The sequence below is a fragment of the Novosphingobium piscinae genome (assembly GCF_014230355.1).
Taxonomy (GTDB): domain Bacteria; phylum Pseudomonadota; class Alphaproteobacteria; order Sphingomonadales; family Sphingomonadaceae; genus Novosphingobium; species Novosphingobium piscinae.
This window is the reverse complement of sequence record NZ_JACLAX010000001.1, coordinates 129,430-153,879: the sequence shown is the minus strand read 5'-3', so window position 1 is coordinate 153,879 and position 24,450 is coordinate 129,430. Positions and strand designations below refer to the sequence as shown.

The 24,450-nt window shown below is 70.5% G+C and carries 18 protein-coding genes; 8 read left to right on the top strand and 10 right to left on the bottom strand.

The genetic code is table 11. The features are described 5' to 3' along the window. Nucleotides 1–80 precede the first annotated feature (80 nt). The gene (locus H7F53_RS00625; RefSeq protein WP_185677529.1) at nucleotides 81–1,403 is read left to right on the top strand and encodes a VOC family protein; all 1,323 of its coding nucleotides are present in this window, start codon (nucleotides 81–83) and stop codon (nucleotides 1,401–1,403) included. A 308-nt stretch (nucleotides 1,404–1,711) separates the two neighbouring features. Next, nucleotides 1,712–4,015, top strand: coding sequence for a TonB-dependent receptor (locus H7F53_RS00620; RefSeq protein ID WP_185677528.1), 2,304 nt, complete (start codon nucleotides 1,712–1,714; stop codon nucleotides 4,013–4,015). A gap of 67 nt (nucleotides 4,016–4,082) precedes the next feature. Here the strand turns inward: H7F53_RS00620 and H7F53_RS00615 are convergent, their stop codons facing one another. Both H7F53_RS00615 and H7F53_RS00610 read right to left on the bottom strand, forming a co-directional pair. Further along, the gene (locus H7F53_RS00615; protein ID WP_185677527.1) at nucleotides 4,083–4,487 is read right to left on the bottom strand and encodes a VOC family protein; all 405 of its coding nucleotides are present in this window, start codon (nucleotides 4,485–4,487) and stop codon (nucleotides 4,083–4,085) included. A 53-nt stretch (nucleotides 4,488–4,540) separates the two neighbouring features. Then, nucleotides 4,541–5,692, bottom strand: coding sequence for an alpha/beta hydrolase family protein (locus H7F53_RS00610; RefSeq protein WP_185677526.1), 1,152 nt, complete (start codon nucleotides 5,690–5,692; stop codon nucleotides 4,541–4,543). A 249-nt stretch (nucleotides 5,693–5,941) separates the two neighbouring features. On the opposite strand from H7F53_RS00610, the gene H7F53_RS00605 reads away from it, so the two are divergent. Further along, complete coding sequence (locus tag H7F53_RS00605; protein WP_185677525.1) at nucleotides 5,942–6,475, top strand: cupin domain-containing protein; 534 nt, start codon at nucleotides 5,942–5,944, stop codon at nucleotides 6,473–6,475. Then, nucleotides 6,472–7,230 (top strand): SDR family NAD(P)-dependent oxidoreductase, encoded by a 759-nt coding sequence (locus H7F53_RS00600; RefSeq protein ID WP_185677524.1) that lies wholly within the window; start codon nucleotides 6,472–6,474, stop codon nucleotides 7,228–7,230. Before H7F53_RS00605 ends, H7F53_RS00600 begins: the two co-directional genes overlap by 4 nt. 6 nt (nucleotides 7,231–7,236) lie before the next feature. Here the strand turns inward: H7F53_RS00600 and H7F53_RS00595 are convergent, their stop codons facing one another. The 6 genes from H7F53_RS00595 to H7F53_RS00570 are packed head-to-tail and all read right to left on the bottom strand — an operon-like array spanning nucleotide 7,237 to nucleotide 15,899. Next, the gene (locus tag H7F53_RS00595) at nucleotides 7,237–8,217 is read right to left on the bottom strand and encodes an alpha/beta hydrolase (protein ID WP_185677523.1); all 981 of its coding nucleotides are present in this window, start codon (nucleotides 8,215–8,217) and stop codon (nucleotides 7,237–7,239) included. Beyond that, nucleotides 8,214–9,050 carry a rhamnogalacturonan acetylesterase gene (locus tag H7F53_RS00590; protein ID WP_185677522.1) on the bottom strand — a complete coding sequence of 279 codons (837 nt, stop codon included), beginning with the start codon at nucleotides 9,048–9,050 and terminating at the stop codon, nucleotides 8,214–8,216. Before H7F53_RS00590 ends, H7F53_RS00595 begins: the two co-directional genes overlap by 4 nt. 11 nt (nucleotides 9,051–9,061) lie before the next feature. Continuing rightward, nucleotides 9,062–10,546, bottom strand: coding sequence for an MFS transporter (locus H7F53_RS00585; RefSeq protein WP_185677803.1), 1,485 nt, complete (start codon nucleotides 10,544–10,546; stop codon nucleotides 9,062–9,064). Nucleotides 10,547–10,595: 49 nt separating this feature from the next. Continuing rightward, entirely contained in the window at nucleotides 10,596–11,708 is a 1,113-nt protein-coding gene (gene bglB / locus H7F53_RS00580; protein ID WP_185677802.1) for a beta-galactosidase BglB, read from the bottom strand. A 16-nt stretch (nucleotides 11,709–11,724) separates the two neighbouring features. Next, nucleotides 11,725–14,511 carry an exo-rhamnogalacturonan lyase family protein gene (locus H7F53_RS00575; RefSeq protein WP_185677521.1) on the bottom strand — a complete coding sequence of 929 codons (2,787 nt, stop codon included), beginning with the start codon at nucleotides 14,509–14,511 and terminating at the stop codon, nucleotides 11,725–11,727. Beyond that, nucleotides 14,508–15,899, bottom strand: a complete 1,392-nt coding sequence (locus H7F53_RS00570; protein ID WP_343061831.1) for an oligogalacturonate lyase family protein — start codon at nucleotides 15,897–15,899, stop codon at nucleotides 14,508–14,510. Before H7F53_RS00570 ends, H7F53_RS00575 begins: the two co-directional genes overlap by 4 nt. Nucleotides 15,900–16,050: 151 nt before the next feature. Between H7F53_RS00570 and H7F53_RS00565 the strand changes: the two genes are divergently transcribed. Together H7F53_RS00565 and H7F53_RS00560 are read left to right on the top strand one after the other, a co-directional pair. Beyond that, nucleotides 16,051–17,214 carry a PKD domain-containing protein gene (locus tag H7F53_RS00565; RefSeq protein ID WP_185677520.1) on the top strand — a complete coding sequence of 388 codons (1,164 nt, stop codon included), beginning with the start codon at nucleotides 16,051–16,053 and terminating at the stop codon, nucleotides 17,212–17,214. After that, a complete protein-coding gene (locus H7F53_RS00560) occupies nucleotides 17,211–18,662 on the top strand; it encodes a glycoside hydrolase family 28 protein (protein WP_185677519.1) in 1,452 nt (483 codons plus the stop codon). Before H7F53_RS00565 ends, H7F53_RS00560 begins: the two co-directional genes overlap by 4 nt. Nucleotides 18,663–18,775: 113 nt before the next feature. Here H7F53_RS00560 and H7F53_RS00555 read toward each other — a convergent pair whose 3' ends face one another. Next, a complete protein-coding gene (locus H7F53_RS00555; protein WP_221773499.1) occupies nucleotides 18,776–21,817 on the bottom strand; it encodes a TonB-dependent receptor in 3,042 nt (1,013 codons plus the stop codon). 247 nt (nucleotides 21,818–22,064) lie between these two features. Next, complete coding sequence (locus H7F53_RS00550; RefSeq protein WP_185677518.1) at nucleotides 22,065–22,391, bottom strand: L-rhamnose mutarotase; 327 nt, start codon at nucleotides 22,389–22,391, stop codon at nucleotides 22,065–22,067. A gap of 160 nt (nucleotides 22,392–22,551) precedes the next feature. Between H7F53_RS00550 and H7F53_RS00545 the strand changes: the two genes are divergently transcribed. After that, nucleotides 22,552–23,391: an IclR family transcriptional regulator gene (locus tag H7F53_RS00545; protein ID WP_246438374.1), complete on the top strand. Its 840-nt coding sequence runs from the start codon at nucleotides 22,552–22,554 to the stop codon at nucleotides 23,389–23,391. A gap of 86 nt (nucleotides 23,392–23,477) precedes the next feature. After that, entirely contained in the window at nucleotides 23,478–24,371 is an 894-nt protein-coding gene (locus tag H7F53_RS00540) for an alpha/beta fold hydrolase (RefSeq protein ID WP_185677517.1), read from the top strand. Nucleotides 24,372–24,450 lie beyond the last annotated feature (79 nt).

Here is a 24,450-nt window from a genome sequence, read left to right as displayed (position 1 = left end):
GACATTGCCGAACAGCGCAATTAAGTTGCGCAGCCGGGACAGCCCGAACCGGGTCGGGCGCGCTCCCCTGCGAGGTGTCCATGGTCTCTGCCGTCCCCGATTTCGTCTCGCCCGACCAGATCCGCGCGCGCTTCGCGGCCGGGCTCTCGGCGCTCTACCGGGCCGAGGTGCCGCTCTACGCCGCGCTCCGCGACATCGTCGCCGCGGTCGAGGCGGAGATGGCCGGCGGCAGCGACGGCGGGGCGGTCGAGCGGCACGGGGCGATCCGCGTCGGCACGCCGGACGAGATGCGGCTGGTCGCCCGGCTGTTCGCGGTGATGGGGCTCCATCCGGTCGGCTACTACGATCTCGCCCCGGTCGGGGTTCCGGTCCACTCAACCGCGTTCCGCCCGATCACGGCCGAAGCCCTGGCGATCAACCCGCTGCGGGTCTTCACCTCGCTGCTCCGGCTCGACCTGGTCGAGGATCCGGCGCTGCGCGCCGAGGCCGCGGCGATCCTGGCGCGGCGGACGATCGTGGCGCCCGCCACCCTGGCCCTGGTCGAGCGCGCCGAGACGGCCGGCGGGCTGACCCCGGGGGAAGCCGAAGCCTTCATCGCCGGCGCGCTCGACGTGTTCCGCTGGCATGGCACCGCGCGGGTCGACGCGGCGACCTACCAGCGCCTGCTCGGCGCGCACCGGCTGGTCGCCGACGTGGTCGCTTTCGGCGGGCCGCACATCAACCACCTCACCCCGCACAGCCGCGACATCGACCGGGTCCAGGCCGAGATGGCGGCGCGCGGACTGCCGGCCAAAGCGACGATCGAGGGGCCGCCGCGGCGCCGGGTGCCGATCCTGCTGCGCCAGACCAGTTTCAGCGCCGTGGCCGAAGCCTTCGTCCCGGCGGGGGCCGACCCCGCCACGGCGCCGCTGCGGCACACCGCGCGGTTCGGCGAGGTCGAGCAGCGCGGGGCGGCGCTCACCCCGGCAGGCCGCGCACGCTATGACGCCTGCCTCGCCGCGCTGCGCGAGGAGGGCGCCGCGCCCGAGGCGGCCTTCGCCGCCTTCCCCGACGATTTCGCGGCGCTGCACGCCGCCGGGCTGGCCTATGCCCGCTATGTCCCGACCGGGCGGGCGGGCCCCGCGGCCAGTCTGGCCGAAGCGCTCGCGCGCGGCCTGATCACCGCCGAGCCGATCACCTACGAGGATTTCCTCCCGGTCAGCGCTGCGGGCATCTTCCGCTCCAACCTCGCCGAGGCGGACCAGGCGAATGCCACGGCGGTCTCGTCGCAGGCCGAGCTCGAGGCCGCGATCGGGCGGCCCATCCTCGATCCCTTCGCGCTCTACCAGGCCATCGCCGAAGCCTCAGCCGCGGCGGCGCTGACCGCCCTGGGGTGCGGCCTGGCCGACACCGCCCGGGCCTGAGCCCGGCCGATCGGGCGCGGACGCGCTCCAGCCATCGGCCCAGTGGATAGCAACCCATCCACACAATGGGTGGGCCTTCCCCCGCGCGAGCCGGTAGGACGCGGGTCGGTGATCCGGCCTGCCTTCGTCTATCCATAGTTTCTGACTATGATGAGATAGGAATTACCCGCGTTTTCCGATTGAAAAGGCTGCGGTAGAGGACGGGATCAGGGCTGGCCGCCGCCACTGCATGAGGGCAGTGCGGCCGCCGCCGGATCATCGTGACCGACCTGCGATTGCAGGCGGGTGAACAGGGGAGGATTGAGTCCATGAGAATGATCAAGCACGCCGTTCTGGCCTCGACCAGCCTGCTGGTGCTGGCCTGCGCCGCCCCGGCCTGGGCCGCCGGGGAAGCCCAGGCCACCGCCGCGGACGAGGCCAGCGCCACGGCCGACGAGGACGGGGCGATCGTCGTCACGGCCCGGCGCCGCGCGGAAACCCTGCTGCAGGTGCCGGTCTCGGTCTCGGTGGCGACGGCCGAGCAGCTCGCCCGCGACCAGGTCTATACCCTGACCGACCTGCAGCGCCTGACCCCGGCGCTCGAGGTCAGCCAGACCTCGGGCGGCGAGAACAACGGCGGGGCGCGCCTGCGCGGCCTGGGCACCGCGGTGTTCAACTCGTCGGTGACCCCGTCGGTGGCCTTCGTGGTCGACGACGTGCCGCAGGGCAACCTCGCCTTCCCGCAGCTGTTCGACATGGGCCAGGTGGAAGTGCTGCGCGGTCCGCAGGGCACGCTGTTCGGCCAGTCGGCCTCGGCCGGCGTGGTCAACGTCAGGTCGGTGGCGCCGAGCCTTGACGGGTTCAGCGGCAATGTCGGCATCGACTTCGCCGACAAGGGCACGGCCGGGGCCGAATATGGCCTGCTCGTGCTGCGCGGCGCGGTCAATGCGCCGCTGTCGGATACCGTCGCGGTGCGCGTGGCCGGCCAGCTCCGTCAGGAGAAGGGCCTGCAGCGCAACATCAGGCTCGGCAACGATTCGAATGTGCGCGACATCGGCGTGCGCGGCCGCCTGCTGGCCAAGCCGACCGAGACGCTGACGATCAACCTGACCGCCGAGTACAACAAGAACCGCACGCGCGGGACCAACTTCTTCGTCCTCGCCATCGCCCCCACCGGGGCGGCCAACAGCGTGGCCTCGAACAACGCCTTCACCAATCCGGCCGGCAACTGCGGCATCACCATCAGCGCCCGCGCCGAGCAGTACTGCTCCGAGCTCGAGCCGGCCCAGAGCACCGAGGCGCTGAGCCTCTCGGGCATGGTCGATCTCGAACTGGGCGATCTCACGCTCACCTCGATCACCTCGTACCGCAAGCTTGACCGCGAGGTCGTCCGGCAGGACTTCACCCGGCTCGCCGGCGCGGCCTCGGCCCGCAGCGAGAACCTGCTGAACGAGGTCAACCAGTTCACCCAGGAGCTGCGCGGCACCTACAAGGGCAAGGGCTTCGACGTGGTCGGCGGCCTGTTCTATGCGCGCTACAACTTCGACCAGCTGCCGCTGGGCGGCACCTTCGGATCGCGCACCCCCGACACCCGCGTCGGCTTCAGCATCTGCACCGCGGCGGGCACCTTCTGCATCCCCGGTGCCGGCACCCCGACCTTCACCCGCGAGGACACGCAGAGCACCACCTATGCCGCCTTTGCCGACGTGACGGTCAACCTGACGGACCAGGTCGACCTGTTCGGTGGCCTGCGCTACACCGATTTCTCGACCTCGCTGGGGATCGGGCTCAACCGCACCACCACGACCAACACCTCGACCATCGACGACAAGAACCTGTCGGGCCGGATCGGCCTGCGCTACCAGCCCAACAGCGACCTCAACGTCTATGCCTCCTATGCCCGCGGCTACAAGAGCCCGGCGCTAGTGGTGAACGCCGATCCCAGCGTGGCGACGGTCAATCTCAAGGCCGAGCTGGCCGACGCCTTCGAAGTGGGCGTGAAGTACGCGGTGGCGCCGGGCATCCAGCTCGAGGCGAACGCCTACTACAACAAGACCCGCAACTTCCAGAGCCAGAACTCGCAGCTGATCAACACCCAGCTGGTCTCGGTCGCCAACAACATCCCCTCGGTGTCGGCGCGCGGCATCGAGCTCAGCGCCTTCGGCCGGCTCGGCGATCACGTGACCTTCAACACCGGCTACCAGTACAACGTCGTCAAGTATCCGAGCGGCTTCCTGTCGGACGACGGGGCCAACATCGGCGGCCGCCAGCTGGTCTTCGCCCCGCGTCACAAGGCCTCGTTCTCGGGCGAATACTTCCGCACCGCGTTCGGCAAGGTCGATGCCTTCCTCAACGCCAACGTGGTCTACAAGAGCGCGACCCTGCTCGCCGCCCGGGTCGACCCGCGCTACAACTTCCCCGCCCACGCCACGATCGGCGGCGCGATCGGTCTGCGCGATTCCGACAACGCCTGGCGCGCATCGATCTTCGTGCGCAACCTGACCAAGCAGCGCGAACCCACCGCCTATCTGGCCAACTCGTTCGCCGGCGCCATCGATGGCGGCATCCGCGCCTGGCCCGTCGGCGGCCTGACCGCGCGGGTGGTGGGCCTGTCGTTCGACGCCAGCTTCTGAGCGCAGCGCACAGCGACGGGGCCGGCACGCCAGTGCCGGCCCCGTTGTCGTTGGTGCACCCGGCGGATCAGCCGTCCGGCTCGGCGACGAACTCGATCAGGTTGCCGGCGCAATCGCGGATGAAGCAGCCGGAGCCGAAAGCCTCGCGCACCACCAGCGCCACATCGGCCTGCCGTTCGGCCATCTCGTCCAGGAACGCGTCGAGATCGGCCACCCGGAACGCCAGGTGCTTGGTCCCGTGGGTGCGCAGGTCGCGCTGCGGGACGCGGCGGTCCTCGGGCAGCGGTGCCGCGCCGTCGACCTCGAACAGCTCGAAGCGCAGCGCGCCCTTGCGCAGCATCGCGGCCCGGCAACCGGGCGCGATGGTGAAGCGCCGCTCGAGCGCGAAGCCCAGCACCCGGTCATACCAGGCGATCGCCGCCGCGAGGTCGGGCACCGAGACGCCGCCGTGGTGAAAGCTGAATTCGGCCATGGCCCCGGACCCCAAACCCCAGACTTCAGACTTCAGACTTCAGGCCTCAGGCCTCAGGCCATTTCCGCGAAGGTTTCCGCGCACCAGTCGGCGATGTAGTCGCGCATGCCGGTGCCATTGTCGGCGCCGCAGTGTTCCACCTCGAAATCGGCGCGGGTGAACATCCGCAGGTGCCGCTTGGGGCTGTTGACCGCCTGGTCGTAGCTCATCTGCGCGTTGTAGGCCGGGATCTGCCGGTCGTTCTCGCCGTGGGTGACCAGAAACGGCACCCGGATCTTCTCCACCTGGCCATCGAGCGTGATCTGGTCGGCATAGGCGAGGAACGCGTCGCGATCCTCCATGCCGAACACCCACATCACGTGGTCCCAGTAATGCGGCACCGGGTTCTCGCCCTCATTCAGCACGCGCTCGCGCTGGCGCTGGCCCCACACGTGGTTCGCCCCCATCACCGCGCAAAGCGCGTAGCGCGGCTCGTTGGCGGCGATGCGCGGGGCGTGGTAGCCGCCGAACGACAGGCCGAACACGCCGATCTTCGAGGCGATCACGTCGCTGCGCGTCAGCAGATAGTCGAGCGCCGGGGTGCCCCAGCGTTCGGCATCGTAGATCGCCGGCAGGCCGCGCTTGCGGATCGCCTCACCGGTGCCGGGCTGGTCGACGAACAGCGTGTTCATGCCCCGCTCGAGGTTGGCCTGGCCGTGCCCGGCCATGTTGACCTGCTCCTTCATCGAATCGAGCCCGTTGACCGAAACCAGCGTCGGTCGCGGGGTGCCCGAGCCGTCGTGGACGAAGATCGCCGGATAGCTGGTCCCCGCGTAGGGAATCTCGACCCGCTCGACGTGCAGGCCGCGCAGGGCGCTGCCGTGGTGATAGAGCTCCAGCCCACGGTCATAGGCGGCCCAGCGCGGGGCATAGTCGCGGCTCTGCAGGCGCTCGGCGGCCAGATAGTAGCCCGCGGCGCGGAGGAACTTGCTGCCCGCCGAGAGCCGGTAGCCGGCCGCCTCGTCGGCTGCGGCATTGGCGGCGACCTGGTCGGCCACCGCGATCCAGCTGGCGAACAGCTCGGCCGAGCTGGCGTCAGCCCCGCGGGTCGCCGCCTCGCGGACCGGGCGGCAGACCTCGTCCAGTTCACCGTGGTTGCCGCCGCAGACCAGCGCGAGGTTCATGCCAAGGTTCCAGACATAGTTTCCGGGAAAGGGCTCGAACATGCGGTCTGGTTCTCCTGGCGGGCACCGCCGCGGCCGCCGGGCGCCAAGGCCCGGCCGCCGACGCGACATCTCGAGCGGTCCATGCCGGTCGGTCGGCGGAACGACCATCGCATAGTATCGATGGCATCTTATCGATCCTATGCTTTTGCCCGGCCATCACCGGCGCCATAAGGCGGCAGACGAGCAATGGCAGAAGATCGGCGCTGCCCGCCGGTGTGGCCGGGTGGAGGTCTAGTGGGAGAGCCAGCCATGAACGAGGTGTCCGATTCGGGTCTGCCGCTGGTCCAGCGCGTGGTCACCGGCCACGACGCGAACGGGCGCGCCTGCGTCCGCTCGGAGGATTTCAGCCCGACCCGCCTGATCCCGACCGGCGATGCCGCCTTTCTCCAGGTGTGGACCACGGCCACGGTCCCGGCCGACAACAATGACGAGACCGACGGACGCGAGCGGGACGTCGGCACCACGCTGAAGGGCGGTTCGGCCTTCCGCATCGTCGACATGCTGCCCGGGCAGGAAAGCCCGATGCACCGGACCAACTCGATCGACTACGGCATCGTGCTGCAGGGCGAAGTCGAGCTCGAGCTGGAGGACGGACGCAAGGCCACGATCCGCGAGCACGGCGTGATCGTCCAGCGCGGGACCAACCACCTGTGGCGCAACACCACCGACCGGCCCTGCCGGATCGCCTTCATCCTGATCGAGGCCCCGGCCTACCGGCACAATGGCGTGCCGCTCGACGAGGCCAAGCCCGAACAGGTCGACGCGCGCTACACCCAGGCATGAGCGCAGCGTTCCGGCTCGACGGCAAGGTCGCCCTTGTCACCGGTTCGACCCGGGGAATCGGCCTGGCGATCGCCGAGGCACTGATCGCGGCCGGCGCCCGCGTGATGATCTCGAGCGAGGATGGGCCCGACACCGCCGCGGTCGCGGCGCGCCTCGCCATGCCCGGGATCGCCGCCGACGTGCAGGACGAGGCCGCACTGGCGCGGCTGGTCGAGGGCACGCTGGCCACCTGCGGCGGGCTCGACCTGCTGGTCTGCAACGCCGGGATCACCGGTCGGCCCGGCCCCTTCGCCGAGGTCGACATGGCCGATTTCGACCGGGTGATGACGATCAACCTGCGCTCGCAGGTGGTGCTCGCGAACCTGGCCCTGCCGCACATCGCGGCGCGTGGCGGCGGGGCCGCGATCCTGGTCTCGAGCCTGTCAGGGCTGCGCGGCAACCAGCGGATCAACGCCTATGCGCTGGCCAAGGCCGGGGTGGCCCAGCTGGCGCGAAATCTCGCCGTGGAATGGGGACCGCGCAATGTCCGGGTCAATGCGATCTCGCCCGGCTTCATCGCCACCGAGCTGTCCGCGCCGCTGCTGGCCGACGCCGACTTCATGGCCCGGCGCATGGCGATGACCCCGCTGCGCCGTCCCGGCACCCCGCAGGAGGTGGCCGGCGCGGCGCTGTTCCTGGCCTCGCCCGCCGGCGCCTTCGTGACCGGCCACAACCTGGTGGTCGATGGCGGCACGCTGATCACCGACGGCAGCTGATCCGCCTCAGGCAAGGTGGCGCGTCAGGAAGGCGGCGGCCAGCGCGGTCCAGGCGAGCGGGCTGCCCGTCTCGTCCGCCCAGCCGAAGCCATGCCCGCCGCGCTCCTGCACGTGCAGTTCGGCGGGGATGCCGTGGCGGCGCAGCGCCGCGAAATAGGACAGGCCGTTCTCGACCGGCACCACCGTATCGTCCAGCGCGTGGGCCACCAGGGTGGGCGGACTGGCGGCGTGCACCCCGGCCTCGGCGGTCAGGCTGGCGGGCTCCACCCCCGCGCGCCCGCGCAGCAGTTCGCTGCGCGAGGGCGCATGGGCGAAGGGCCCGGTCATCAGGTTGACCGGATAGAGCAGCAGCGCCGCCGCCACGCCGAGCGGGATCCGGTCGATCACATCGGCCGGGGCATAGGCGGGCTGCGCGGAATTGACGAGGCGCGCCGCGAGGTGCCCGCCGGCCGATCCGCCCCACACCGCCATCCGGCGCGGATCAAAGCCGGCGCGCGGGGCCAGCGAGCGGATCAGCCGCAGCGCGCGCTGGGCGTCCTGCAGCGGTGCGTCGGGACCGGCCGCCCAGGGATCGCCCGGCAGGCGGTACTTGAGCAGGAAACTGGCATAGCCGAGCCCGGCGAAGGCCCGCAGCAGCGCGGCGCCGCCGTGGCCGATCGCGACGCGGGCATAGCTGCCCCCCGGCACCAGCAGGATCGCGGCGCCGTTCGGCCGGGCCGGCTGGCACCAGGTCAGCGTGGGGGCGGTGACGTGGAGGAAGGCGGTATCGTCGGCCGGACCGCTGGGCGAGCGCGGAATCTCGCGTTCGGCCAGCCCGGCCGGAATCCCGCCGGGCGGGCCGCCGGGCCATAGCGGCAGGGTGGTGAACGGCGGGGCCGCGGGCGGGGCGGGCGCTGCGGCAGCGGCCGGGAAACCGAGCAGGGCACCGCCCAGCAGGCCCCCGCCCAGCAAGCCCCCGCCCAGCAGGTCCCGGCGGCCCAGGCTCAATGGCACTGGCCGGCTCCGAGCGGTTCGGTGCGGGCCAGGTCGGGACGGTCGGGCGCGACCAGCCGGGCCGCGGGCACCGGCAGGGCGGCGAGCCCGCGGGCGACCAGTTCGGCCATCCGCCGCGCGCCGATCTCGCTGAAATGGGTATCGTCGGCAATCCCGCGCGGATAGCTGGGCCAGCGCCCCGCCGGGTAGTGCAGGTAGAGCGCGCGCGCGGGTTCGGCGCCGAGCGTGTCGATCAGCGCGCGCGACTCCGCCTCGAGGTCGAGCAGCGGGGTGGCGGTCTGCGCCGCGACCGCGCGGGTCACCGCCGACCATTCGGCGAAGTCGGCGCGGGTCTGGCCGTTGTCCCAGAACGAGCGCCGCGCCACCGGGGTGACCAGCACCGGCACCGCGCCGTGGCCGCGCGTTTCCCAGACGAAGCGCAGCAGGTTGTCGCGGAAGGTGGTGGTGGCATCGGCAAAGCGCTCGGGCTTCTCGCGCGCGGCATCGTTGTGACCGAACTGGATCAGCACGGTATCGCCGGGCTGCAGCTCGGCCATCAGGGCGGCCCAGCGCTGCTCGGCGATGAAGGTGCGGGTGCTGCGCCCGGCCATCGCGCGGTTGCGCACCTCGGCCCCCGGGACCAGCCCGCAGGGGAGGAACTGGCCCCAGCCGGACAGCGGGTAGCGCTCGGGGCCATAGCTCTGCGCGGTCGAATCCCCGGCGATCAGGATGCGCCCGCCCGCCGCCGGGTCCGCGCCTGCGGCGGGCGCGGAACCCGCGGCGGCGGCGGTGGTGGTGGCGGCGGCGGCCAGGGCCAGCGCGGCAAGCGGCACGGCGCGGCGCGGCATGACGATCTCCCTCATTTCCCGACCGGATTGTTGCCCCACAGCTGATCGTAGCGCCAGCCCGAGAGATCCTCGACGATCTGCCGGCTCTGCGGGCTGGTGGGGGTCCGTCCGCCGGCGCGCAGGTGGTCGATCTCGCGCATCAGCACGGCATGGGACTGCGGTCCGAGCCGGAAGCGCAGCGAGATCAGCACCCCGGCGGCCAGCACGCAGAGCGTTCCGACCCCGAGGATCGCGGCGAGCGTGTGCACCGCCCCGGCGCTCTGCACCGCCGCCTTGGGGACGAAGCCGCCCGCATCCATCAGCAGGCCGACTCCCGCCACGGCCACCGCCTGGGTGGCCTTGCGCACGAAGGTCATCACCCCGGCGAAGCTGCCCTCGCGGCGCTTGCCGGTGACGATCTCGTCGATGTCGGCCATGTAGTTGTAGGTCGCCCAGGGAATGTAGTTGAGCGCGCCGCGGCCCAGCCCGACCAGGCCGATGCCAAGCCAGATCAGCGCGCTGGTCACCGGGATGCCGAGGGTCCACTGCACCAGCAGGGTGACGACGCCGAGCGCGAAGCTGGCCGCGGCCACCCGGTAGGCCGCCGCGGGGCCGGCGCGCAGCGCGACCTGGATCGCGATCAGCACGGCGACGAACTGGACGATGTACATCGTCCCCAGCAGCCCCGAGGCGATCTGGGTCGAGCCGGCCAGGGCGAAAATGACGAAGAAGGTGAAGGCCGCGTTGAACACGTCCTGGCTGATGTAGGCCCCGAGGTAGAGCCCGAGGTGCAGCCGGAAGGCGCGGATCCGCAGGGTCGAGGCGAGATTGCGGTAGAGCCCGGCCAGCGGCGATCCCGGCGCCGGCTCGGGTGCGGCCACGGCCGCGCGCTCCCAGCTGAACAGGTAGAGCCCGCCGGCCGCGAGCATGAACAGCCCGGCGAAGACCACCCCCATGTAGAAGAAGGTGTCCGCGCTGTCGCGGCCGAGCCATTCGATCAGCCACAGCGGGAGGAACCCGGCCAGCACCGCCGAGCCCTGGGCGAAGAGGATGCGGAAGCCGGCGAACTTGGCCTTGGTCGGATAGTCGCTGCCCATCTCGGCGGCGAGCGTCTCGTAGGGGATGATCACCAAGGCATAGACCAGCTCGAACAGGACGTAGCTGACGAGATAGTAGACGAAGCCCATCCCCGGCAGCCACATCAGCGCGAAGCTGGGCAGCAGCGGGATCGCGGCGAGGATGAAGAACCGGCGCCGGCCGAAGCGGCGCCCGAGCCGGGTGCGGCCGAACCCGTCCGAGACATGCCCGATCAGCGGCGAGGCGATCGCGTCGAGGATCCGCGCCGTGGCGAAGATCAGCGCCGCCTGGCTGGCGCTGAGCCCGCAGAACTGGGTGTAGAACACCAGCACCCAGGCCGAGATCACGGCCATCGCGCCCGCGCCCAGCACGTCGTTGGCGCCATAGGCGAGATAGTTGATCAACCGCACCGGGCGCGGCGCGGCCGTGGTCGCGGTCATGCTCTGGCTCACCCCTGGTCTCCCCCCTGGTCTCCGCCGCCGGCCACGCTCAGGACAGGCGCCGGAGGTACTCGGCCAGGGCGCAGATCGCCAGACTCTGGCCATAGGGCATCGAGGTGAGCGCGATGTCCTTGTAGAACTGCAGGCTGTCGCCCATCGCCGTGCCGAAGCTGACCTGCTGGAGCTCGCCGGTGGCGTCGATGTTCGCCATGACCCCGGCCACCGCGCGCAGACCGACCGCCTCGTAGCTCTCGGGCAGGTAGCCAAGCCGCACCGCCTTGAGGATGCCATAGGCGAACCCGGCCGTGGCCGAGGCCTCGAGGTAGCTGGTCGGATCGTCGATCAGGGTGTGCCACAGGCCGCTCTCGTGCTGGGTGGCGGCCAGGGTGCGGACCTGCGCGGCGAGGGTATCGAGCAGGAAGGTGCGCAGCGCATCGCCCGGGGGCAGGCCGAGCAGCTCGATGAACTCGGGAATCGCGATCGTGATCCAGCAGTTGCCCCGCGCCCACAGCGCCTCGGCGAAGTTGTGGCGCCCCTCGAAGGTCCAGCCGTGGAACCACAGCCCGGTCTTGCGGTCGAACAGGTACTTGATGTGGACCAGGAACTGGCGCTTGGCCTCCTCGACATAGTGCGGACGATCGAGCAGGAGCCCGATCTTGGCCAGCGGCAGGACGCTCATCATCAGCGTGTCGTCCCACATCTCGCCGGGGTTCTCGTCGTTGTAGACGATGTGCTGGAACCCGCCATCCTCGGTCTTGGGCAGGCCATCGGGCGCCATCAGCCATTCCGCCCAGTCGTGGAAGCGCGGCAGGTTGGCCGGATCGGGCGCCATCTCGTGCAGGTAGGCCAGGGTCAGGAACGGCGCGACCGTGTTGATGTTCTTGGTCGTCTCGCCCTCGGCGAAGCGGTCGGCGAACCACTGGCGCATCACCGCCAGCGCGCGCGGATCGCGGCTCTGCTCGTAATAGCGCCACATCCCGAACAGGCCGATGCCGTGGGTCCATTCCCACCCGGCCCAGCCCTTGGTGTCGATGATCCGGCCGTCCTCGAGGTGCAGCAGGAACTCGCCGGTCTCGTCGTGGATGTTGACCAGGTTGTCGATCAGCAGCCCGATCGTCGCGATCACCGTCGCGCGGGTGGTCGGAGCCGGGGGGCTGGACAGGGCAGATGTAGTCACGTCAGGATACTCCGGAGGAAAGGGGACTGGCCGGGCTGGGGGCGAAGCGACCGATCAGCGCCGACAGCTGGATCGCGCCCAGCCCCCATTGCGCCGCATCGTTGGTGGACATGCCGATGATCTCGTCGACCGGCTTGAGCACGTCGGCCCCGTCGACGCGGCGTGCCGGGCGGCTCGCCACGCGGTCGGGACGATCGCCCTGCTCGGCGAACTCGGCCCAGGCCCGCCGGGCCAGGTCGGGCCGGCGGCGGTGGACCGCGGCATAGGCGGTGAAGCGGGCATGGCCCTGGCGCAGCCCGCCCGGGCTCACCCGCGCCCCGGTCTTCGCGGTGAAGGCCGCGGCCGGGGCATTGTAGAACTCGCAATAGTCGAGCCAGGCCTCGCGATAGGCCGGCATGTCGACCAGCTCGAGCAGCTCGGCGTGCAGCTCGAAGGCGCCGAAGGCGCCGTTGAGATGGCTGATCCGCACCGTCTCGCCCCCGCTGAACCGGCCCGAGGCGAGATCGTAGACCGCGTAGCCGGCGAACCAGCGCTGCGGCAGCGCGGCGATCGATTCCATCCCGGCCACGATCCGGTCGCGCCAGCGGCGGTCGCCGGTGCGCTCCCATTCGGCCAGCCAGGCCGCCGCCAGCGAGGACCAGACCGTCCCGAAGGCCATCTCCACCTGCCCGGCCGGACGCTGCGGCCGCGGCTTTCCGCCGGGCCGTTCGACGTCGCCGGTCTTGCGCTCGATGTCGATCTCGCGCAGCCGCTCCTCGCTGCCCAGCAGCGCGCGCATCAGGTCGCCGCTGCGCTCGTCGGCGGTCAGGTAATAGTGGATGCGGCGGTAGGCCGCGTTGGAGATGCGCGGCTGTTTCGAGCTGTCGCCCCAGTGCTGGACCCCGTGGCGGGTGCCCAGCCCCTTGAAACGGCCGGTGTGATAGACATCGACCTCACCGGTATGGCGGCACATCGCCTCGGCCAGCCGGAACAGGTCGGCCCGGCCGGTGCGGAGATAGGCATACCATAGCCACAGGTCGGTCGAGAGTTCGCTGTTGTCCCAGGCGAACCCGCCGATGTCATAGCGCCAGACGTGCCGGTCGTTGTCATAGGAATGCATGACATCGCCATAGTTCCAGAAGCCGTACCAGCGGCGCTGCTCGACCTGGCCGAGATAGAAGTCGAGCTCGCTCTGGGCGCGGTCCTCCAGCGCGGCCAGCGCCGGCGACGAGCGGTCGGGTGCGGCCCAGGGCCCGAACAGCCCTGCGACGTGGACCGCGGCCGAGCGGGCGATCAGCCGCGGCGGCCGGGCGACCAGCTGCGCCATCTGCGCCAGCGCGGCGCGCGGGGGCGTCGCCGGCAGGGCCCAGAGCCGGAACTCGGTGCTGCGGGCGATCCCCTGGGCCGTCCCCCAGCCGGGCTCGTAGTCCTCGTAGGTGGCGTCGAGGCCCTGGTTCTGGCGGTAGTAGTCCGCCATGCCGAGGCCATCGTGATAGAACCGCAGGTCCATCGCCGGGGCATCGGGCGCATGGTACCACAGGGCAAAGCGAGCGGTGTCGCTGGCGGCATCGCGGATGTCGAGGCGGACCGGGGCACGCTGCCAGAAGTCCGCCAGGCCGAAGCCGACCCCGCCCGCGGGACTGCCGACATACCCGAATCCCGGGGCGCGGCGCGCGCCGTCGACATCGACCCAGCCATGGCCGGGGGCCGTGCGCTTGACGATGGTAAATCCGTCGGCATTGGGCTGGGCCAGGGTAAAGTCGCCCCAGGCCGGCACGTAATCGAGCCTGCCGCGCAGCACGGGCGCCATGGTCTCGAGCGGGGGTACCGCCCGCCCGGCAACCTGCGCCGCCCGGAAGGGCTCGCCCGGATCGCGGCGCAGCCCGGTCAGCGGGCGGACCGCCTCAGCCCACAGCCCGCCGTCCTCGCCGCCGAAACGGACATGGCGATCGTGCAGCGCGCCGCGCAGCGGGACGCGGCCGGTCAACCCCAGCCCCTTGACGAAGCGGACCGCGGGATCGCCGTCGAACACCAGCGAATGGACAATGCGGACGCAGCGCGAGCCCGCGTGGAAGTAGAGCCTCAGGCTGAACGGCAGCCAACCCTCGGCAGCGGGCGATCCGGCGGGTCGGTGATCGCCCTCGAGCCGGATCACCGCCCGCACCGGCCCGCCCTGCTCCACGATGGCGCGCCGGACCATGCCGGAAAAGGCTTCGGTCCGGCTGCTCTCGCCCGGTTCGGCAGCGGGGCCGTCCTGCGCGGTTGCGGTCAGGGCAACATCGGCGAGCAGCACGGTCCCGTCCTGCGTGGCCGAAGCGATCAGCGCGGTGCCGCGACGCGGCACCCGCCAGGTGACGCCGGCGCAGGTCACGGCGATCTCGGCCTCGCTCTCGCTCAGGACCAGCGGCACGGGCAGCGGCGCGGGTCCGGGCCGCACCTGCCCACCCGCCGTCCGCATGGCATCGGCCGGGGCGGCATGGCCGGTCCATTTCACCGAGCCATCGGGCCACCAGGCGAGCGGCCAAGTCTGCAAGGGCACCACAGTGCCATCGGGCTGGACCAGGTGATAGCCGCGCCGCGCATAGGCCGTGCCCCGCGGCCAGGGCTGGCCCCAGCACTGGCCCTCGTCGCGCGCGGGCGGCGCGCCGTCCAGCCAGCCGACCGTGACGTCCGCCTGCCCCGCCCCGGCCATCCCGCTGCCCGGTGGCGCGATCCCGGCCGCACGCGCCAGCAAGGCCCCGCCGGGGGCGGTCGCGACCGCTCCGACCAGGGCGGCACGGGACAGGACGTCGCGGCGGCGCAGGGTCATGGCTTGGCCTTGGCGACCTCCACGGCATAGACCGCGTTGCGCCCCTCGAGGTTCGAGCGGAACACCAGCCAGCGGCCGTCGGGGGTGAAGCGGGCGTTGGGTTCGAGCCGGTAGTCATGGCGGCTCAAGTCCGCGAGGCGCTCGGTCTCGAAGGTGCCGGGCTTGATCAGGGTCTCGGCATCGGGGGCGTGGATCCCGGCCACGTCGGGAATGTCGCGCGGGCGCAGCAGGTAAAGCCATTTGCCATCCGGCGCATGGGCCACCATCTCGCTGTCGCCGCCGTCCCCGGCAAACACCGCCTGATCGGCCGAGATGTTGTAGTGCACCGACCAGGCATTGCGTTCGACCGCGTACCAGCGCCGCTGGCGGGTGGCGAGATCGTAGGAGGCCAGCCAGAACACCTCGCCGCGCGGGGTCTGCAGGTCATACCAGATCGTCTTGCCGTCGGGGGCCCAGAACTCGTGCCCGGCGATCTCCATGTTCATCGTGCGGGTGTGGATCTTGGTCAGGTCGCTGCCATCGGTGCGCACCGTCCAGATCCGGTCGACCTTGTGCCAGGGCCCCTCGTGGCAGAACATCAGCAGGCCCGGATCGGTGGGCGAGAACAGCAGGTGATTGAGCCAGTCGGTCGATCTGATGACCGTCCGCCGCGCGCCGGTGCGCACGTCGATGGTGAAGATCTCCATCGGGATCTTCGCCTCGAGCCGGTCGTTGAGCCGGACCTCCTTGGCCTCGGCATAGGTCAGCGGCTTGCCGTCCGGACCGGTCGCGGCATAGGCGGCCTGATCGAAGCGGCTGTCGCGGCCCGGCGCGCCGGGCTGGAGCGGCATGGCCCGCTCGGCGCTGACGCCCGCCAGCAGGGTCTCGTCGGCGTTGAGCGCGGCGATCGAGCCGCCGGCGACCTCGGCGATGCGGCGGGTCTTGCCGCTGTCCACGTCGGCCACCCAGACCTGCATCGGGCGCGTATCGCCATCCTTGCCGGCCGGTCCGGACGGGGTTGATCCTGACCGGGCCGGGGCGGGGCCGCGCACCGCATAATAGGCGGTGCGGTTCTTGCGGCCCGCGAACAGCAGCTGCAACCCCGCCCCCGGCACCAGCAGCCGTGGCCGCCAGGTCTTGAGATCGACCGCGAAGATGCCGCGGTCGCTGCGCAGCAGCATGATGTCGCCCTGCGGGGTATAGGCCTGCTCGTTGAAATAGAGCGCGGTCGCACCGGGTTCATCGAGCACGCGCATCAGCCGGTGCCCGGTGCGCGGGTCAACCCAGGCAGCCTCCGGTCCGGTGGTGGTCATGGCGGCGGGCGGCGGGGCCGGCGGTGCCGCCTGCGCGAAGCTGGCAAGCGCCAGCGCAGCGGCGGCGGCCATGGCGATGCGCTGCGTTCCGATCATCGGCCTCTCCATCTCCTGCCACGCGTCCTGGTGGCCCTGCCGTTCCCTCCATGCCCGCGCAAACAGGCCAGACGGAATCGTGTTTGACTTGCAATTTCCAATTTGTAACACTGAATGCCATATTGTGAACCCATAAAATAGGGGTACAGGGATGCCATGGAGAGCACCGAACCGGGCAGCCCTGCGCGTCGCGAGGGTTGCGGCCTGGGCGCTGGCAGGGGTTGGGCTGGCCGGGTCGGCGCCCAGCCCGGCGGCGCCCGGGCCAGCCGGCGCGGCCCTGCCCTGCGGCGAGTTTGCGATTCACCAGTTCGCCGCCGATGCGATCCCGCGGATCGACGGCGATCCCTCGGACTGGGCCGAGGTGGGCGCCGACGAGGCGATCGGGGTGGAGCGGCTGGCGGCGGATGACGGCTCGGGCCGGCGGCCGGATCCGGCCAGCCTGTCGGGCCGGATCCGCGTCGGCTGGGTCCGCGGCCTCAACCGGCTGTTCTTCCTCTACGAGGTGGAGGACGACGATTGGGACTTCGGCCGTCCCGGGCTGCGCAACGACATTTTCGAGCTGGTGGTCGACGGCGACCGGTCGGGCGGCCCGCTGATCGCCCGCTTCCATCCCGCGCTCAACGCCGCGGGACCCGGCGGACTGGATGCGGCCCAGGCCTGGTTCGGCTTCCAGAACATCCACGCGCAGAACTACCACATCTTCACCCCGCCGGGGGACAAGGATCCGGCCATGGCCTGGGGTCCGCAGGCCGACTGGATCAAGCGTCTACCCTGGGCCAACTTCGCCTCGCGCCACCGGCTGCAGCCGGGCGGCGGCGGACGTCTGACCCTGGAGTTCTGGATCACCCCGTTCGACCGCGCCGATCCCGCGGGGCCGGAGCACTCGGTCGAGACCCCGCTGCGCGAGAACGGCGTGATCGCCATGGCCTGGGCGCTGATCGACCGCGACGGGGCGGAGGGCACCCGCAACCACTTCTGGAACCTCTCCCCGCGCCACACCATGTACGGCCAGGCGGCGGAGCTCTGCGCCTTCCGCCTGATGCCGCCGCGCCAGCCCGCGCTGGCGGCCGACTGGTCGTTCCGGATCCTCGACCCGGCTGCCCGCACCGTGGCCTTCACCGACACCAGCCGCGGCACGGTCACGGCGCGGCGCTGGGACTTCGGCGACGGCACCGGTTCGACCGAGGCCGCGCCGGTCCACCGCTATGCCCAGTCCGGCAAGTTCGTCGTCACTCTCGAGGTGTCGGGGCCGCAGGGCCGCGCGCGCCGGGAGAAGGTCTGGGATGTCTCGTTCACCGGAGATCCACCGCCATGATCCGTCGCAAGCTCCTGCTCCGCTCGACCCTGGCGCTCGGCGCCGCCGGCCTCGCCGCGAGCCGGCTCGCCGCCGCTGCCGGGCGCGCGGGCGGATCGCGGCGGGTCTTCGCGGTCGAGCGCTTTGGCGCCCGCGGCGATGGCACCACCAACGACACCGCCGCGCTCCAGCGCGCGATCGACGCGGCCGCCGCGGTCGGCGGCGGGGCGCAGGTGCGGCTGGCCCGCGGCCGCACCTACCTGGCCGGTTCGCTCACCCTGCGCGGCGGGATCGACTTCCACCTCGCCGCCGGGTCGCGGCTGCTGGTCAGCACCGATCCGGCCGACTATGCCGCCGCGGCGGGCCCCTCGGGGCTGGCCGCCGAGGGCATCTCCGGGCCCGGCGCGCTGCTCCACGCCTTCGGCGCCGATGACCTGACGATCAGCGGCACCGGCACGATCGACGGCCGCTCGCTGGCCTTCATGGAGCGCTATGACGCCGCGGACGAGTGGTGGATCCCCAAGGGCTTCCGCCCGCGCCTGGTGGTGCTGGAGAACTGCCGGCGGCTGACCATCCGCGACCTCACCCTGCGCGACGCGCCGAGCTGGACGGTCCACCTCCTCGGCTGCCGCGAGGTGCTGGTCGAGCACGTGACGATCCGCAACCGGCCCGACGTGCCGAACTGCGACGGGATCGATCCGGACCACTGCCAGCAGGTGGTGATCCGCCACTGCGCGATCACCTGCGGCGACGACGCCATCGTCATCAAGGCCACTGCCGGGCACGAGCACTATGGCGGGTCGCACGCGATCCGGGTGAGCGCCTGCGTGCTGACCACCCAGGACAGCGGGCTCAAGATCGGCACCGAAACGCACCGCGACATCCACGACGTGGTGTTCGAGCGCTGCCGCATCGTGACCGGTTGCCGCGGCCTGTGCATCCAGCTGCGCGACGGCGGGTCGGTGCATGACATCACCTTCCGCGACATCACTTTCGCCGCGCGCTATCATTCGGCGCCGTGGTGGGGCCGCGGCGAGGCGATCTCGTTCACCGCGATCCCGCGCGATGCCGCCACCCGGGTCGGCACGATCCGCAACGTGCGGGTCGAGAACGTGCGCGGCACCGCGGAGAACGCGATCCGCATCGAGGGCCTCGGCGGCGCGCGCGTGTCCGACATCCTGCTCGACGGCGTGGCCGTGACGCTGCAGCGCACCACGGCCTATCCCGGCGGGGTGTTCGACAACCGCCCGACCCGGGTGGTCGAGCCGCTCGAGCCGCATGCCACCTGCGGCGTCTCGATCCGTCACGCCGACCGGGTGACGATCCGGCGCTCGCAGGTCAACTGGGGGCCCAATCCGCCGGACAGCTTCACCCACCTGCTCGAGGCGGTCGATGCGCCCGGGCTCGATCACGCCGGGCTGGCCGGGACAGCCGCGCACCCGGGACTGCCGGCAGTCGTGATCCGCTGAGGCAAACCTCCCGCCGCGCCAGCCGACCTTTCGCCGCGCGGATCCCGATCTCGACAAGCAGGCCCGCCCGGCACGAATGCCGGACGGGCCCAAGGCTCAGGGTTGGGCGGGGATCAGAAGGTGTAGGAGGCACCCACGAAGAACTGGCGGCCGGTGGTCGAGAACACCCGCTGCGACTGGCGCACCGCGCCGCTGAACTGGTCGGAGGCCTGGTTGGTCAGGTTGAGCAGGTCGGCGGTCAGCTGCAGCCGCGGCGTGAGCCGGTAGGACAGCGCGGCGTCGACGTTGGTCGTTGCGTAGCTGTAGTTCCCGTCAGGCACTTCGGCCCGGAACGGCAGGGCGGTCAGGTAGGCATCGCGGTAGGCCACCGAGACGCGGGCCGAGAACTTGTCGTCGTCGTAGAAGACGGTGGCGTTGACCGAATGGGGCGAGACGTTGATGAACTGGTCGCGCGTGGTGGTCGCGGTCAGCCCGCTCGACAGGAAGTAGAGCACCCGCGACTTCACGTAGGTGTAGTTCGCTGCCACCCCGAGATGGCTGAGCGGCCCCGGCAGGAAGTCGAGCGGCTGCTGCATGCTGAGCTCGAGGCCCTTGATGTAGCCACCGCTGGTGTTGCGGAAGCGGGTGACGATGTAGATCGTCGAGGCATCCTGCCCGGTGGGCAGCAGGCTGACCGGCAGACCGGTGTTGCCGAACGGCTCCTGGGCGGCGAGGCTCTGGATCGTGCTGCCGACGTCCTTGTAGAACAGGGTGACGGCATAGAACATGCCGCGGCGCGGATACCACTCGAGGCTCAGGTCGTAGTTCTTGGCCCGGTAGGGGGCCAGCAGCGGGTTGCCGATCGCGGCCGACTGCGCGCCGAAGTTGGTGTTGAGCGAGCCGCCGGGGTTGAGCGAGCCCAGCCCCGGGCGCGCCATCACCTTGGCGAAGGCGCCGCGCAGCAGCAGGTCGCTGCGGATCTCGTAGCTGACGTTGGCCGAGGGCAGCAGGTCGGTGTACGAGTTGGGCACGGTGATCTGCGAGGTCAGCGAGGTGAAGCCGGTCGAGGCGACCCGGGTGCGGACATAGCGCAGGCCGAAGTTGCCGCGCAGCGCATGGCCGCCCAGATCGATGTCGAAGTCGGTCTGCCCGTAGAACGACAGGTCCTTTTCCGAGACCGAGCGGTTGTTGCCCAGCGCCGAGTTGATGGCGAGGGTGAAGTCGCCGTACTTGTTGGCGCAGTTGCACAGCAGGTTGAGCTTGTCGATGTAGGCGGCGACGTTGGGCACGACCCAGCTCGTCACCGATCCGGCCGGCAGGCCCAGCTGGTTGCCGAACCCGGTCAGGGTCTCGCTCAAGCCGCCCAGGGTCGGGAAGTCGGCGGCGAACTGGGCGAAGTTGAAGGTCGGATAGGCCCCGGCCGCGGTGCAGGCGGCGGCATTGGTGTTGGTCGAGGACACCGTGCACGGCGGGCCGTTGTTGCCGAACAGCCGCTGGGTCTGTTCCGAGCGGAAGGTGAAGTCCTTGTACATCACGCCGGCCTTGAGCGTGAACTGGTCATTGAGCTCGAACTTGAAGTTGCCGGCGGCGGTCTTCATGTAGTTCTTCACCCGCGCCCGGGTGATGCGGATGTCGGGGGTCAGCCCGGTCCCGGCATTGGTGAAGGTGACGTTGTTCACGTTGGTGACGTCGTAGCCGTAATTGATGAAGGGCCGGCGCGGGTCCTCGCGGCTGTCCCAGACGTAGCCGTCCTTGTTGAACCCGTCATAGGACATCAGCACGGTGTAGGGCTGGTTGTAGTCCGATCCGGCGAAACCGACCTTGCCGTCGAAGCTCAGCCGGTCGGTCAGGGTCTGCTCGAGATGCAGCGCCAGCTCGTAGGTGCGCGTGGTGCTCTTGGTGCGCTCCTGGATGTGCTTGATGTCGACATTGTTGAGCTTCATGTAGTCGACCTGCCCGGTGGGCAGCACGTTCACTTCCATGATCTGGCTGTCGACGCGGCCGGCGAACAGCGGGAACGCCGCCGAGGCGCCATTCACGTTGCGGTTGTTGGAAGCCAGCGACAGGGCATAGTCGGTGCGATCCTGGCGGAACTGCGAGAACACGCCATCGATCGTGATGTGCGTCGCGTCGGACGGCTGGTACTGGATCGCCCCGGTCAGGCCGATGCGCTCCTGGTCAAGGTTGAAGCGGCCGAGGCCGGGGTTGCGCGGCAGGAACACGTTGGGCTGGTTGATCGCGGCATAGGCGGTCGCGTCCGACGGCCGACCCGAGAAGCACTGGTTGGCCGGGCGGTTGCCGGTTCCGGCCAGCGGGTTGACGAAGGGGATCGCGGTGTTGACGACCTGGCTGCCGGCCTGGCTGGCGATGTCCGCGGCCGTGCCGCAGAAACCGTTGAGCGCGTCCGAATAGTCCGACTGCGACGTATCCGAGTAGCCATCCTCCTGCGCCTTGCGCTTGGAATAGGCGGCCGACACCAGCACCCCGAAATCCCCCCAGGTGTTGCTGAGCAGACCAGCGAGGCGCGGCGCGGCCGTGCGGTTGTTGTCATAGTACGCGCCCTGGGCACTGATGGCGGCGCGGAAGCCGGGCTTGTCGAACGGCTTGGCGGTCTGCAGGTCGATCGTGGCGGCCAGCGAGCCCTCGTCCATCTCGGCCGACTGCGACTTGCTCACGGTGATCGCGTTGAACAGCTCGGACGCGAAGGTCGAGAAGTCGAAACCGCGGGTCCGGTTGATCCCCGCAACCACGCCGAGGGTCGATCCGGTCGTGGCCGAGAAGGCCTCGATCCCGTTCAGCGTGGTCCGCACGAAATCGCCGCCGAGGCCGCGCACCGTGACGTTGCGGCCTTCACCCGCGTCGCGCTGGATCGACACGCCGGGGATGCGCTGGATCGATTCCGCGAGGTTGGCGTCGGGCATCGAGGCGATGTCGTCGGCCTTGATGACATCGACGATGTTGTTCGAGAGCCGCTTGGCGGCGACGGCGCTTTCCAGCGAGGCGCGGAACCCCTGAACGACGATGGCCTCGGCCTCCTCGTTCACGGCCGCATCGGCAGCCGGCTTGGTCTGGGCCGCGACCGGGCTGGCCGCAGCCACAGCCAGCGCCACGGCCAGCGTGGCCGAGGACACCTGAGCCAGGCGCAGGCGCGAAACGGGGTTCATCGGGGCCATCATGTCATCCTCCCTCAAGACCAACGGGAGGCGGAATAGGGCCACTGCCGACACCTGATCCTGCCCCCGGACATCAACGGCTTTGCCGTCTGTTGCCCAGCCTAGATGCCGGGCATTGATCCGCCTGTAAAGGAAAATGTGAAGTGCAAATCCATATTGTGGGACGAAATGGGTGGATTCGATCGATTTGTGCCCATTTTGTGAACCCGAGATGCACGAACATTGCACCGAACCCCGAATCGGCGGACGATCAGGGAAGGTGAAAAACCGGCTCGAGCGGCCACTCGCGCGGGCGGTTGGGCGGGGTCCCGGCCGGATCGACCTCCATCAGATCGGCCATGTGATCCCACCAGCGCTGCATCACCGGCGCGTGCGCGAGGCCGCCCCGGCGGTCGGGTTCCGCCACGGTCAGACAGGCGAACAGGGCATGGCTCTGCGGATCGACGAAGATCCGGTAGTCGCTGATCCCCGCCGCGCGCAGCAGCGCGGCCAGGTCGGGCCAGATGGCATCATGCCGGCGGCGATATTCGGCGATGGTGCCGGGCTTGAGCTGCATGCGAAAGGCGTGAACGGCCATGGGGTGAAATCCTGTTCCGTAATGTGCGAGAATATTCCATATAAAGGATCATCGCGTCGGGATAGGCGGGTTGTGCATTGCGCCGGCGGCCTCCGGCACGGTACAGCCGCGCGTGGACAAGGCCCCCAGCCATCGCGGGGCGCAGGGGAACATGCTGCCAATGACCGACTCACGCGACCCGCTGGACAGCGCCCCCGACACCGTCCTGGCCGACCCAGTCATGGCCGGCGGGGCGGTGCCTGACGCGGACGCGCGCTATGCGGTCAAGGGCGCGCAAACGCTGATGCGTGCGCTGGACATCCTCGACGAGGTCATCGCCGGCCCGATCAAGGCCGTCGACATTGCCCGCAAGCTCGGCATGAGCAAGACCACCGCGCACCGCCTCGCGCACGCGCTCAAATCGCGCGATTATCTGTCGATCACCCCCGACGGCTTCGCGCTGGGGCCCAAGCTGCTCCAGCTTGGGGCATTGGCGGAATCGCAGACCGATCTGGTCCGCCTCGCCCGCCCGATCCTGGAGGCGCTGAGTGCGGAAACCGGCTTCTGTTCCTTCGCCGGCCAGCGCGAGGGTGACTGGTCGCGCCATCTCGACCGGGTCAACGGGCGGCAACGCCTGCGCGTCGCGACGATCCCCGGAGACGTGCGCCCGATCGCCGAGACCGGCCTTGGCAAGGCCTTGCTGCTCGATGAAGGCGAGGAAAGCTGGCGGCGGCTCTACGTCGCCGCCCGTGCCGGCCACGTCACCGAGGCCGAGATCCAGCGCTGGATCGATCGCATGCGCGACAGCCGGCGGCGCCAGATTGTCGATCACGACAGCGAACTGGGCGACGGGGTCCATTCGATCGCCGCGCCGGTGCGCAACGCCAAGGGCCGGATCGTGATGGCCATCTCGATCGCTGGCGCCGCGCAGTACTATGCCGAGACCGACACGACCCGCCTGATCGCAGCGGTGGCCCGTTCCGCCGCGGACATCAGCGCGCTGGCCGGCTACGCGTCATGAAATCTCGGCGCGGGCGCGATCCCGTGCCACCGGACGGGCGCCCGCAGCGGCACCCTTCCCCGCCTGCCTGTTGAGGAGACGACCCGATGTTCCGCCACCTCGTCGCCGCCGCGATGCTTGTTGCCAGCCTGTTCGCCGTCCCGGCCGCGGCCTTCACCTCGGAGCGGATCATCGTCACGGTCGAGGGCTCCGGGCCCGACGTGATTCTGGTCCCCGGGCTCACCTCCAATCCCCGGATCTATGCAGCGATGGTCGCCGCCGTGCCGGGCTATCGCTACCATCGGATCCAGGTCCGCGGCTTCTCCGGCACGGCGCCCGCAGCCAATGCGCAGGGCGACGTTGCGGCCGCGGTGGCCGAGGAACTGGCCCGCTACATCCGCGAGGACAGGCTGGTCGCCCCCAGCCTGATCGGCCATTCGCTCGGCGGAACCATCGGCATGATGCTGGCCAGTCGGCATCCCGCCGCGCTCGGCCGGCTGATGGTGGTGGACATGGTGCCGTTCAGCGGCGCCTTCTTCGGCGCCAAGGACGGACCCTCGGCCCGGGCGATCGTCATGGGCATGCAGGCCAGCATGGCCAGCAATCCCGAGGGCGCCAGAACGATGATGACCCAGATGATCGCGGGGATGGTCAACAGCGCGGCGGAACGTCCGGCGGTGATCGACGATGCCCGGACCAGCGATCCGGCCCTGGTGGCCCGCGCCTATGCCGATCTGCAGGGCACCGATCTGCGCAGCGAGCTGGCCGCGGTGACGGTGCCGGTGACGGTGCTCTATGTGAAGCCGGCCATGGCGGCGGCGGTGCCGGACGAGCAGTTCGACGGTCTGTACAAGGCGCAATATGCCGCGTTGCGCCAGGTCACGCTGACCCGCGTGCCCGATTCCGCCCATTTCATCATGCTCGACGCCCCGACCCGGTTCATCGCCGAGGTGCGGCAGTTCCTGCCCGCGCCGGTTTCCGGACCCCGCCCGGCCCGCTGACCTGTCCCGGGCTGGCCTGTCCCGGGCTGGCCTGTCCTAGGCTGACCACACCGGCCGGCGGGGCACGTCCGGAGCCAGC